Below are 12,204 nucleotides of genomic sequence, written 5' to 3'. Positions count from 1 at the left end.
CATCCATGAGCTACAAGACCCTGCGCTACGCCATCGAGGACGGCATTGCCGTCGTCACCTTCGACGATCCGGCAGCGCCGGTCAACACCATGAGCGAGGCCTGGCAGGCCGATCTGACCGCGCTGGCCACCCAGCTCAGCGCGGAGCGAGACCAGTTCCGCGGCATCGTGCTCGCGTCGGCCAAAAGCACCTTCTTCGCGGGCGCTGACCTCAAGGGTGTGATGCGCATGGACGCGGTGGAAGCGCCGCGCAGGTTCTTCGCCGAAGTGGAGGGCATGAAGCGCCACTTCCGCACCATCGAAACGCTGGGCAAGCCCATCGCGACCTGCCTGAACGGCGCGGCATTGGGCGGCGGCTGGGAGCTGGGCCTGGTGGGCCATTACCGCATCGCCGTGGACGACGCGAAGATCCGTCTCGGCCTGCCCGAAGTCAGCATCGGCCTGCTGCCGGGCGGCGGTGGCATCACCAAGATGACGCGCCTGCTGGGCCTGACCGGGGCACAGCCGTACCTGGTCGAAAGCAAGCTGTTCGGCCCACAAGAGGCGCTTCAACTGGGTGTGGTGCACGAGCTGGTGGCCAGCGCCGACGCGCTGCTGCCCGCCGCCCGCGCCTGGATCGACAGCGTGCAAGGCCAGCCCGAAGCGGCGCAGCACCCGTGGGAGCGCAAGGACTACCGCATGCCGGGCGGCACGCCGGACAACCCCAAGGTGGCCGCGATGTTGCCCGTGGCGCCGGCCATGCTGAAGGCGCGCACGCGCGGCCTGTACCCAGCGCCGGCGGCCACGCTGTCGGCCATGGTCGAAGGCGCGCAGGTCGACTTCGACACCGCGATGCGGATCGAGAGCCGCTACCTGGCGGGGCTGCTGGCCAGCCCGGTGACCAGGGCGATGATCAACACGTTCTTCTTCAACATGAACGCGATCAAGAGCGGCCAGTCGCGCCCCGGTGGCGTGCCCAAGTGGCGCCCAAGGAAGGTGGGCGTGCTGGGTGCCGGGATGATGGGCGCGGGCATCGCCTACGCGCAGGCCAGCCGCGGCATGGCCACCGTGTTGAAGGACGTCAGCGCCGACAAGGCCGCGCACGGCAAGGCCTACAGCGAGAAGCTCACCAGCGCGCGCGTGGCCAAGGGCCGCATGGGCGCGGTGGAGCAGGCCGAGCTGCTGGGGCGCATCACGCCCACCGCCAACGTGGCCGACCTGAACGGCTGCGATCTGATCATCGAAGCGGTGTTTGAACAACGCGATTTGAAGGCCCAGGTCACGCGCGAGGCCGAGCCCATGCTGGCGCCCGGCGGTATCTTCGCCAGCAACACCAGCACGCTGCCGATCAGCGGGCTGGCGCAGGCCAGCGCGCGGCCGGCCCAGTTTGTCGGCATCCACTTTTTCAGCCCGGTCGACAAGATGCAGCTGGTGGAAATCATCCGCGGCCAGCAGACCGACGACGAGACGGTGGCGCGCGCCTACGACTACGTGCTGGCGCTGGGCAAGCTGCCCATCGTTGTCAACGACTCGCGCGGCTTCTACACCAGCCGCACCTTCGGCGCCTACGTGATGGAAGGCGCGGCCATGCTGGGCGAAGGCATTCCGGCGGCCGTGATCGAGAACGCTGCCGTCCAGGCCGGTCTGCCGGTCGGGCCGCTGGCTGTGCTGGATGAAACCGCGCTGTCGCTGTCCGTCCATGTGCTGGACCAGACCCGCGCCGACTTTGTAGCGGAAGGCAAAACCTACGGCGCCACACCAGGCGAGTTGCTGGTTGAGCGCATGGTGAAGGCGCTGAAGCGCCCGGGTCGTGCGGGCGGCGGCGGCTTCTACGACTACGGCGCCGATGGCAAGAAGCACCTGTGGCCCGAGTTGAAAACGCTGTTCGAACGTGCCGACGTGCCGTGGACCGCAAAGGACGTGCAAGACCGTCTGCTGTACCGCCAGTCCGTTGAAACCGCCCGCTGCCTGGCCGAAGGCGTGCTGACCAGCGTGCACGACGCCAACATCGGCAGCATCTTCGGCATCGGCTTTCCGGGGTGGACGGGCGGCGCCATGCAGTTCATCTATGGGCAGGGCGTCGAGGAGTTTGACAAGCGCTGCGCGGCATTGGCGGCCCGGTACGGGGCGGGCTTTGCGCTGTCAGACGAGGTGCGCGCGGCGATCCAGAAGTTCCGTCCGGCGTACTGATCGGCGGCAGCGGCTGAGCGGTTGGCGCGTCCGTGGCGCTGCGCTGCTTAGCAGCACAGCGCCTGTTTATCTGGCCGCTGCCCTTCCGCTTACTTCTTGACCAGCGGACAGGCGCTTTCCGCCAGCGGCTGGAACGCTTCTTCTGCCGGGGTGACGGCGACGGTCTTGTAGACGTCGTAGGGACCGGTCGACTCCTTGGGCGTCTTGACCTGCATCAGGTACACGGGGTGGATCTTGCGACCGTCTTCCCGCACCCGCCCCGGGCCGAACAGCGGATCATCGGTGGGGATCTTCTTCATCGCGGCGATGACCTTGTCGCCCGCGTCGGTTTTTTCCGATTCAATGGCTTTCGCGTAGTGGAGCACGGCTGAATAGACGCCCGCCTGCGGCGCGTCGGGGTAGATGCCCTTGTTGCGTGCCGATATCTGCTTCGTGAAAGCGCGCGTGCTGTCGTTCTTGTCCCAATAGAAGGTCGTGCTGAGGTACATGCCTTGGGTCAGTTTGGTGCCCAAGGAATGGATATCGGGCAGCGTCATGAACAAGCCCGCCAGCCGTTGCTTGCCGCCTTGGGTCAACCCGAACTCGGTGGCCTGCTTGACGGCGTTGGCAGCGTCGGCGCCCGAGTTGCCGAGCGCGATGACCTTGGCCTTTGAGCTCTGCGCTTGTAGCAGGAACGACGAAAAGTCGTTGGTGCCGACCGGGTGCGCGACCGTCCCGACCATCTTGCCGCCGGCTTTATTGACGGCCGACGTCAGGTCGTTGGTGAGCACTTTCCCGAACACGTAGTCCGCAGCCAGGACAAACCAGGTGTCGCCACCCTCCTTGACCATCTGCCTGCCGACCGTGTTGGTGTAAGCCCAGGAGTCGTGGGTCCACATCACGTGGTTGGGTGTGCATTTGGAGCCTGACAAGTCCGAGGACGCGGCAGACGAAAGCAGAACGGCCTTGTTGCGCTCGACGGCCAGGTTCACGACCGCCAGCGCGATGGCCGTCTGCGGAATATCGACGATGGCATCGACCCCCTCGGTGTCAAACCACTTGCGCGCAATGGCCAGCCCAACATCCGGCTTGTTTTGATGGTCGGCAAAGACCACCTCGACGGGCTTGCCGGCAATCTTTCCCCCGAGTTTCTCTACCGCCATCTTGGCCGCCTCAACCGAGCCGCGACCGGAAAAATCGGAGAATATGCCCGACATATCGGTCAGCACACCGATCTTGATTTTGTCGTCCGAAATCTGGGCTTGCGCACCGGCGGCCAGACAAGCAGCCGACAAGGCCAACAGCGAGGGTGAAAGTTTCATCATGTCTCCAGAATCAATGGTGGAAGGGCGCCGTTTTAGTTCTTGCTTTCGGCTTTGCGGCGAACAAAGTCATTGAGGTGCGTCGCGACCTCGCCGCCGGCAATGGCAAAGCCAGCGAGTTCGACCTCGGTGGTCGATGGTGAGTTGACGATCGCGGCGGCGGCCGAGTTGGCAATCCGCTTAACCAGTCGAAGCGCTTGCCAATCCATGGTGCGCAGCTGATCGATCAGACTGGCAATCTTGGTGCGCGCCGCGCCCGTGCCGACGACATGCTCGACCAGACCGGCCTGTTGGCATTTTTCTGCGTCCCAGTCCTCGCAAAACATGATCATTTCCTTGGCCTTGGCCAACCCGATGGAAGCAACGAGGCTGGGCGTCAGGCCGTAGGTCAGAAACATGCCAAGCCGGGTTTCAGGCAAGTTGAACTTGGCGTTTTCTTCCATCACGCGGAAGTCGCAGGTCATCGCGATGCCCACGCCGGCGCCGTAGGCGGGCCCGCGAACGGCGGCAAAGGTGATCTGCTCGACATTGCTCATCTTGCGGACCATCTCGGTGGCAACGATCTGGTTGATGCGAAGCCGATCCACGGCGTGTTCTTTATCGTCAAGAATGCCGCTGACTTCCTTCAGGTGGGCACCGGCCGAAAACGCGGGGCCTTCGTGGTCCAGAATCAGGAAATGGATGCTGGTTTGGTATTTCAACCAATCGGCCAGCTGGACCAGTTCCTCGAGCAGGGCAGAAGATACGGCGTTGAGCTCGCGCGGGCGCGACATCGTGGCAACGAGCGTGTCGCCTGCCACGTCAAGTCGCAGTGTTTCGAATTCCGGTGTTTTCAATTCAATACCTCTTTTCAAACATGGGGGTCTTGGTCACGGCGCGCTCAAGTTCGCCCGCGTTCACCCATTCAATGGCGGGTGTCAGCCGGATGCGCGTATGCAGGGCGTTCTTGATTTTTGCGTCGACGTCCTTGACGGCTTCATCCGTCATGCCTTCGCCCTTTTCCACCTTGATCAGCAAGGGCGGCTCCACGCGCGGCGGCGGTTGGTTCAGCACGATGCGCATTTGCCCTGTGATTTGAGGCACAAATTCGTTGATCACCGTGCGGATCGAGGCCGGATAAATGTTGGCGCCTTTGACGATCAGCATGTCGTCCGAGCGGCCGATAACCTTGAATCGTGGGCCTTTAAAGCCGCAGTTCGGGCATTCGTTCCGGTAAATCTGAACGATGTCGCCGGTTGCGTATTTCAGGATAGGCCGCGCTTGCCGATTGAGCGAGGTGCAGATCGCTTCGCCAATGGCGCCATCCACGGGTTCGACGTGCCGGCCAGTTTCCGGGTCAATGAGGTCGAGCGGGTAAAGGTCGATCTCCGGTGTCACCGCATGCATGCCGTGGTATTCATGGCTATTGCATGAAAATGCCAGGGTTTGCGCAAAAGGTGCGATCCAGTCGTATACCCGGCAACCGTAGGCGGATTCGATCTTTTCCTTGATTTCAGGAATGCCGGCGCCAATTTCGCCAACCACAAAAACTGCCTTGAGATTGAGCGAAGAAACCGGTTTACCGGTTTTCTGCGGCATCGCCTCGGCCAGGTACTGCGCCAGCGACGGCGTGGTCATCAAGGCGGTGGGCGAAGTCATCTGCGCGAATTTGAGAATCGCGTCGGTTCCGCCACGAACGTCCACATCGATCGGCAAGACGCCCGAATTTCGGAGGGGTGGCAGGACGGCCGAGGTGGCGTAAATCCCCAGAGCGTGGGCAAAAAGGACGCGCTCTCCCGGGAGGATGCCCGCGTGGTTCATCATCGAGGAAATGCCCGAATTCAGGTGACGCAGGTCGCTGTGTGTGAGTGTGTAGGTGAAGGTCGGGTCACCCGTGGTTCCGCTGGTGGTGGCCGTCACCGCGATCTGGTCGAGCCGGGCACACAGGTACGAGCTGAAGGGGTGACCTTGCTTTTCCAGCGATTCGTTTTGAGCCAACCGCTCTTGGTCTTTGCCCATCAGCACGGGGAGGGCTAGAAAATCGTCAAGCCCCTTGATATCGCCAACTTCAACATCCAGATCCTTGAATCGCTTTCGATAATAGGTGGAATTATCCAGGCAATAGGAAATTTGCTGCTGAAGCAGCATCCATTGGTGCGCGCGAAGTTGCTCTTCGCTCAGCGAATTTATACCTTGGCTCGCATACCTGATTCCGTGCATGATGAAGTCCTGTGTTGAAGGCGGTGGTTAGAGCAGCCGCATGAAGAGTTCGTAAATCTCATCGGCCGTCGTTTGAATATTGATCTTTTTCTCTCCAAATCGATGAGGCTCGCTTCTGGCTTCTGCCATGGAGTAGATCATCTGCGCGATGAGAGTTGGTCGGATGGGCTCACGCCCAGTGTTGTGGGTGTCTTGTATGTTTTTGATGACATTAATCATTTCTCCCACATACAGCTTGTTGTATTCAAGTAGTCGAGAACTCTTGAAATATCTGTCTCTTCTGAGTTCGAGATACAAGTTGGATATTTCCGCGTCATTGCACATGCATTCCAGGTTGTGACTGATTGCATATTTCAACTTGTCGTTGAGTGATTCGATTATTTGAATCTGTGCCAGGTATTGGCTGAGCGCCTTGTCGTACCAGGTGCAAATGATGTTTTCGAGTATTTGAATTTTGGTCGGGTAGTACTTGAAAATCAGGCCCTCGGTCACGCCAGCCTCTTTGGCGATTTCTTTGGTTGAGCCGTCCTTGTAGCCACGGCATCTAAAGACCTTCAGCGCGGCAAATTCGATTTGCTGCATGCGCACTTCCTTGGGCAAGCGGGTGCCGGTCTTCGGCTTGATCTCCGTTGCCTCGGCCGCTTGGTCATCAGGCAGGGTGGGATGATTGATGTGTGGTTGCAAAGCGATCCCCTTGTGTCACTACACGCCCGCGGATGAGGTGCACCCCGGAGCAGAAGGCTTGCAAACACGCTGGCGCCTTCAAGGTGAGTTCCACTCACTTACAATCGTACACGTTAGGTGAGTCGCACTCACTAGGACTAACCCTGGGTGCGGACAAGAGGGGACGGGAGCGGAGTTTTAGGGCTGGGCCATGCCGGCCCGCTTGGTCGCACTGTCCCAGGACACGGAGACTCGATTGCCCGTCTTGCTGCGTGCTGTCGGCGTCAGCAAAGCGCAGCGCTCAGGCCTTGGCGAATTTCCTGGCCGACCTGCAACGCTGGGGCTTGCAGCGTCGGGTCGGCGGGTGCCCATGCCAGACCGGATGCGCCGCCCGCGATGCAAAAAAAACGGCGGCCCGTGGCCGCCCGTTTTTATTCACCAACCCTCTCAGTGTGCGCGGCGGCTCGAGCGATGCAGGCCGAACGCGGCGAGCAAGCCGGCGAGCAGCATCAATGCCCATTGCCCCAGCGTCGGCACAGGCAAGGCGGCCCCCGCGACGGTGACGGTGGTCGTGGCGGTGTTCGTGCCGCCAGTGCCGTTGATGGTCGACGGGCCGGTCTGGGTGGGCGTGCCAGTGACTTGGCAGGTCACGGTCTGGCCTCCAGGAATGTCGCTCGGCGACGTCCACGCACTGCTCGAAGGGCTGAGCGTGCAGGCGCCCAGGGCCATCCACGGCGCCAGGGTGGCGTTGCACACGGTGCCCGTGGCGTCGGCCGTGCCTTGGTTGGTGCAGCTGAAGTGGCCCGTGTAGGGCTGATTGACGGTGCCGGTGGTGGGCAGCCCGCTCAGATCGATCATCACGTTGGGCGTGCCGCCGATGACCAGTGTGGCGCTGCCTTCGTTGTTGGTGGTGTCCGACTCCTGCGCCGCGCTAGTGCGCACGATGACCGACGAACTTCCCTTGGCGTCGGGCGTGCCCGTCACCGTGCAGTTGATGACGGCGCCTGACGCCAAGGCCGCGGGCGGCTTAGGCGTGCAATCAGCCGTCGCCCAGGACGGCAGCCCGGCGGGCGCGCAAGTGCCAGCCGAGGCGGCACCGGCACCGTGGTTTCCGCACGCAAAACTGCCGTTGTATGGCTGACCCACGGTGCCAGCAGGCAGGTTGACGCTGTCGACCCGCATGTCGGCCAGCGGCGCGGCGCTGACGGTCAACGCCAGCATGGCGCTGTTGTTGCTTGGGTCGGTGTCGGGCGTGGTAACGGGTGTGCCGTTGATTGTGGTGAGGTTGGCCCCGCTGGTGCTGCCGTTGACGGCGGTGGTGCCCAGGGCAGTGGGCGTGCCGGAGACGGCGCACGTCACCGTGGCGCCGGCCGGCAAAGTTTGTCCGGCGGTCCAGGGGGGCGGCGGCGCAGCCGTGTCGATGGAGCAGCCGCTGACGGCAAGACCCGCGGGCAAAGTGCTCACGGTGCAGTTGGTGGCCGGCATCGCTGCCGCACTGGCGCCGCCCGTGCCCCTGTTCTGGCAGGTGAATGTCCCGTAGTAGGACTGTGCTTGGACCAACGGCGCATTGGTCAGCCCAGACAGGTCAATTGCCATGTCCGGCCCGTGCACCATGACCAAGCCCTTGTTGTATGCGACGAAGGCCACGTCCGATTCCCCGCTCAGGCTTTGCTCGAAACTCGCGACAGTGCCAGCATTGGCGGCGGTGATGCCGAAGTCAGCCAGCGTGAAACTGGCGAGGCGCACGGCTCGCGGTCCAACCCCCGTGATGGTGCCCGGCGCGTGAGCGGCGTTGCTCCCATCAACGCGGTAGAACTGCCAATTGATGCGTGCGATGCCGGTTGGGCTGACAATGATGGACACGGGGTGGCCCACCACGGTGCCAACGCTGTTTACGAACTGGTAGACGTCGGGCTTGCTGGTGTCGCCCACTTGTGTGACCAGCATGGCCGGCGTGGTCAAGTCCGGCGAAGCGGGCAGCCCAACACGAAAGCGCAGTGTCTGGGCCGGCAAGTTGAATACGGCAGTGGCCAACTCCAGGCCCTGGACGCCGTCGGTGATCAGCGGCGCAAGTGGCGGGGGTGTCGGGGGTTTGGGGTCAATCGGGAAGGCGGTGCCCTTGCCGATGAGCGGACTGCCGCTGGTGGGCGTCAGGATACTGTCCGGGGCCAGCGCCTGGAATTGCGCCGGTGTGAATGCCGGAACGGTGGGCATCAAGCTGTCGTTGGCGCCGGTGGAATAGCGCTTGGCACTGGCCCCCGTGCCCACCTGAAAGCCGATGACGATGGTGCTTCGGTCGGTGACGGCGGTGGGCGCCGCCGGTGCCCACAGCGTGCCCGCTTGATCACCGAAAACGGCCGTCACCGGCGTGGCCTGGGCCGAGCCGACGATCAGCCCAGCCAGCAACATGCCCTGGGTAAAACGCCAAGCCAACATTTTTTTCTCCCTGATTGGTCAAGTGCGGCCCGCCGTGCATGACGTCGGGCGGGCCCTCCCATGAGTTTAGGGGAGTATCGCTGGGCCGCGAAGCCGGGTGCAGCCCGGTCTGGGCCGCGCCGCCAATTGTGGTTATCGCGCGGCGCTTACTGAAACGCCACTTCCACAAAACTGCGCAGCTTGCGGCTGTGCAGCTGGTCCAGGCCGTTTTCGCGCAGGCGCTCGATCGCGCGGATGCCGATCTTCAAGTGCTGGTTCACGCGCTCGCGGTAGAAGTGGTTGGCCATGCCGGGCAGCTTGATCTCGCCATGCATGGGTTTGTCGCTGACGCACAGCAGGGTGCCGTAGGGCACGCGGAAGCGGAAGCCGTTGGCGGCGATGGTGGCGCTTTCCATGTCGAGCGCGACGGCGCGCGACTGCGAGAAGCGGCGCTGCGGCGCGCCGGCGCCCAGCAGTTCCCAGTTGCGGTTGTCGGTGGTGGCGACGGTGCCGGTGCGCAGCACGCGTTTGAGTTCGTCGCCCGTCAGCGCGGTGACGTCCGCGACCGCCTGCTGCAGGGCGATCTGCACTTCGGCCAGCGCGGGAATGGGGATCCACATCGGCAGGTCTTCGTCCAGCACATGGTCTTCGCGCACGTAGCCGTGGGCCAGCACGTAGTCGCCCAGCTGCTGGCTGTTGCGCAGGCCGGCGCAGTGGCCGACCATGATCCAGGCGTGCGGGCGCAGCACGGCGATGTGGTCGGTGATGGTCTTGGCGTTGCTGGGGCCGACGCCGATGTTGACGAAGCTGATGCCGCTGCGGTCCGGCCGCACCAGGTGGTAGGCCGGCATCTGCGGCAGGCGCGGTGGCGGCAGGCCGTTGGCCTCGTCAGCGGGCGGCGTCAGGCCTGTGCGGTGCGTGATCACATTGCCGGGCTGCACGAAGCGGGTGTACTGGCTGTCGGGGTTGGCCATTTCCTGCTGGCCCAGCGCAGTGAATTCGTCGATGTAGAACTGGTAGTTGGTGAACAGCACGAAGTTCTGGAAGTGCGCGGGCGAGGTGCCGGTGTAATGGCGCAGGCGGTGCAGCGAATAGTCGACGCGCGGGGCGGTAAACAGGGCCAGCGGGGCGGGTTCGCCCGGCGGCGGCTCGAACGTGCCGTTGGCGATGCTGTCGTTCATCGCGTTCAGGTTGGGCAGGTCGAATATGTCGGCCAGGCGCTGGCGCTGGCGCAGGCTGAGGCCTCCTTCGAAGTGCTCGTCCTCACCCAGGCTGAAGGGCAGCGGGATCGGCTCATGGCTGGTGCCCACCTCCAGCGTGACGCCGTGGTTTTCGATCAGCAGGCGGAACTGCTCCAAGTAGTATGAGGAGAACAGCTCGGGCCGCGTCAGCGTGGTTTCGTAGTTGCCGCCCTGGCTGACAAAACCGTAGGCCAGGCGCGTGTCGGGGTGGCGGCCATGCGGCACGTGCAGGCGCACGAACGGGTAGCAGGCGCGCACGCGGGTCAAGGGGCCGACCGGGTCGGCCGGGCCCTCGATGTAGGCGAGCAGGGCGCTGCGCAGGTGGGCGCAGCCGGCGTCGTAGATGCGCTGCACCTGGGCCAGCGCGGCAGCGGCATCGTCGAACGGGGCAGGCGGAATGAACGGCGGAAGCGAGATCATGGCCCATTGTCCACGCTGCCCGAGACCGCCGCGTGACTGCGGCGGCGCGCTGAGGCGCGCACTATGATCCGGCGGCAGGGATCAGCGCCGACTGGCGACACGGGGATTTCAAGTGATTTGTGCCTCCAGCCCTACAACCACCTGCGCGACCAGCTATTGAATCAGGAGTTTCATGCCCTCGACCTCGGTGCCCGGAACCGCCCCGCTGCTCGTGCTGAAGGGCCTGCGTCGGCTGCACGTCGGGCCGGTCGATCTGGACGTGGCGGCGGGCGAGTGCGTGTCGATCATGGGTGCGTCGGGCGCGGGCAAGAGCGTGCTGCTGCGCGCCGTTGCCGATCTGGACCCCCATGAGGGCGACGCGTGGCTGGGCGGTGCCGCGTGCAGCGCCATGCCGGCGCCGCTGTGGCGCCGCCGTGTCACCTACGTCGCTGCCGAGTCCGGGTGGTGGGCCGACACGGTGGCTGCCCATTTCGCGCCGGGCGTGGACCTGACCGCCTTGCTGCCCCGCGTCGGCTTGGCGCCCGACTTGGCGGGCGCGCCGGTCGCGCGCTGTTCCACCGGCGAGCGCCAGCGCCTGGCCCTGCTGCGCGCGCTGCAGCCGGACAACCGCGTTCTGCTGCTGGACGAGCCGACCTCCGGTCTGGACGAAGAGGCGCGCGCGCTGGTCGAGCAGCTGCTGCGCCAGCGCCTGGCCGAAGGCGCGGGGCTGCTGCTGGTCACTCACGATGCTGCCCAGGCGCAGCGCCTGGCGCATCGGCGTTACACGCTGGCCGACGGCGCGTTGCAAGCCGAGGCGAGCCGACCAACCGCCGACGCCCTGGCGCTGGAAGCGGGGCCCCGATGAGTTCCGTGCCAACGGTGGAATTCAGCGAGCTGCTGCTCGCGGCATCGCTGCTGGTCGTCAACGCTGGCCTGTCGTTGGTGCTGGGGCTGGGGCTGGCGCGGCCGCTGCTGGTGGCCGGAGTGCGGGTGGTGGTGCAGCTGCTGCTGGTCGGCCTGATGCTGAAGATGGTGTTTGCCCTGCAGTCGCCCTGGTTGGTGGGCGCCGTGCTGGTGTTCATGCTGGGCGCGGCGGCGCGCGAGATCTATGCGCGGCAGGAACGGCAGTTGCGCGGCTGGTGGGGTTGGGGCATGGGCGCGGCGATGAGCACGCTGGCCACGGTCGTGGTGGCCGGCCTGGGGCTGGCGATGCTGGCGCACCAACCCTGGTGGTCGCCGCAGGCGGCGATCCCGATGGTGGGCATCGTGCTGGGCTCGGTGATGAACGGCGTGAGCATCACGCTCAACGCCTTCACGCGCGGCGTCGCGCGCGAGCGCGCCGCCATCGAGGCCCAGCTGGCGCTTGGCGCCACGCGGCGCCAGGCGCTGGGCGGCCTGCAGCGCGCCGCGCTGCAGCAGGGCCTGATTCCGGTGATGAACCAGATGTCGGCCGCCGGCATCATCACCCTGCCGGGCATGATGACGGGGCAGATCCTGGCCGGCATGGCACCGCTCGAAGCCGCGAAGTACCAGATCCTGGTGCTGCTCCTGTTGGCCGGCGCGGCCGGGCTGGGCGCCATCGGCGTGAGCTACTGGGCCGTGGCCCGCGTGACCGACGCGCGCGACCGCCTGCGCCTCGACCGCCTGAAGTCCCCGCCGGGTGGATGAGGGGAGGGCTTTTGCCCCAAATCAGGCGCTGGCTGACAGCGGTGGGCAGGGCGCCGTGGCATGCTGCTGCCATGCAAATATCTGGCAGGAAGGCAGCCCCATTGCCGTGCCCCGCAGCGTCCCGTTACGCCGGGCGCGGCCCGTGCGCGG

At 64.7% G+C, this 12,204-nt stretch carries 9 protein-coding genes; 3 read left to right on the top strand and 6 right to left on the bottom strand.

Annotated elements, in window-relative coordinates; genetic code table 11:
* The first annotated feature begins 5 nt into the window (after positions 1-5).
* On the top strand, positions 6-2,168 hold the full coding sequence (locus FVQ98_RS03230; RefSeq protein WP_147911985.1) for a 3-hydroxyacyl-CoA dehydrogenase NAD-binding domain-containing protein: 2,163 nt from the start codon (positions 6-8) through the stop codon (positions 2,166-2,168).
* Positions 2,169-2,257: 89 nt separating this feature from the next.
* Here the strand turns inward: FVQ98_RS03230 and FVQ98_RS03225 are convergent, their stop codons facing one another.
* From FVQ98_RS03225 to FVQ98_RS03200, 6 genes are all read right to left on the bottom strand, one after another.
* Positions 2,258-3,448 carry an ABC transporter substrate-binding protein gene (locus tag FVQ98_RS03225; protein WP_255507609.1) on the bottom strand — a complete coding sequence of 397 codons (1,191 nt, stop codon included), beginning with the start codon at positions 3,446-3,448 and terminating at the stop codon, positions 2,258-2,260.
* Positions 3,449-3,504: 56 nt separating this feature from the next.
* Positions 3,505-4,269, bottom strand: a complete 765-nt coding sequence (locus FVQ98_RS03220; protein ID WP_147911983.1) for an enoyl-CoA hydratase/isomerase family protein — start codon at positions 4,267-4,269, stop codon at positions 3,505-3,507.
* Positions 4,270-4,306: 37 nt separating this feature from the next.
* Complete coding sequence (locus FVQ98_RS03215) at positions 4,307-5,668, bottom strand: phenylacetate--CoA ligase family protein (protein WP_147911982.1); 1,362 nt, start codon at positions 5,666-5,668, stop codon at positions 4,307-4,309.
* A gap of 27 nt (positions 5,669-5,695) precedes the next feature.
* Positions 5,696-6,352: a TetR/AcrR family transcriptional regulator gene (locus tag FVQ98_RS03210; RefSeq protein WP_147911981.1), complete on the bottom strand. Its 657-nt coding sequence runs from the start codon at positions 6,350-6,352 to the stop codon at positions 5,696-5,698.
* A gap of 426 nt (positions 6,353-6,778) precedes the next feature.
* Positions 6,779-8,767, bottom strand: coding sequence for an IPTL-CTERM sorting domain-containing protein (locus FVQ98_RS03205; RefSeq protein ID WP_147911980.1), 1,989 nt, complete (start codon positions 8,765-8,767; stop codon positions 6,779-6,781).
* Between the two features lie 146 nt (positions 8,768-8,913).
* Positions 8,914-10,407, bottom strand: coding sequence for an AMP nucleosidase (locus tag FVQ98_RS03200; RefSeq protein ID WP_147911979.1), 1,494 nt, complete (start codon positions 10,405-10,407; stop codon positions 8,914-8,916).
* Between the two features lie 172 nt (positions 10,408-10,579).
* Here FVQ98_RS03200 and FVQ98_RS03195 point away from each other — a divergent pair, with 172 nt between their 5' ends.
* Both FVQ98_RS03195 and FVQ98_RS03190 read left to right on the top strand, forming a co-directional pair.
* On the top strand, positions 10,580-11,251 hold the full coding sequence (locus FVQ98_RS03195; protein ID WP_147911978.1) for an ABC transporter ATP-binding protein: 672 nt from the start codon (positions 10,580-10,582) through the stop codon (positions 11,249-11,251).
* Complete coding sequence (locus FVQ98_RS03190; RefSeq protein ID WP_147911977.1) at positions 11,248-12,054, top strand: ABC transporter permease; 807 nt, start codon at positions 11,248-11,250, stop codon at positions 12,052-12,054. The genes FVQ98_RS03195 and FVQ98_RS03190 overlap by 4 nt, the downstream gene beginning before the upstream one ends.
* Positions 12,055-12,204: the final 150 nt, after the last annotated feature.

Origin of the sequence: Ottowia flava, from assembly GCF_008017535.1 — a bacterium.
GTDB classification, from domain to species: Bacteria; Pseudomonadota; Gammaproteobacteria; order Burkholderiales; family Burkholderiaceae_C; genus Ottowia; species Ottowia flava.
The sequence above is the reverse complement of the archived record's forward strand: the minus strand, read 5'-3'. Positions and strand labels throughout refer to the sequence as shown.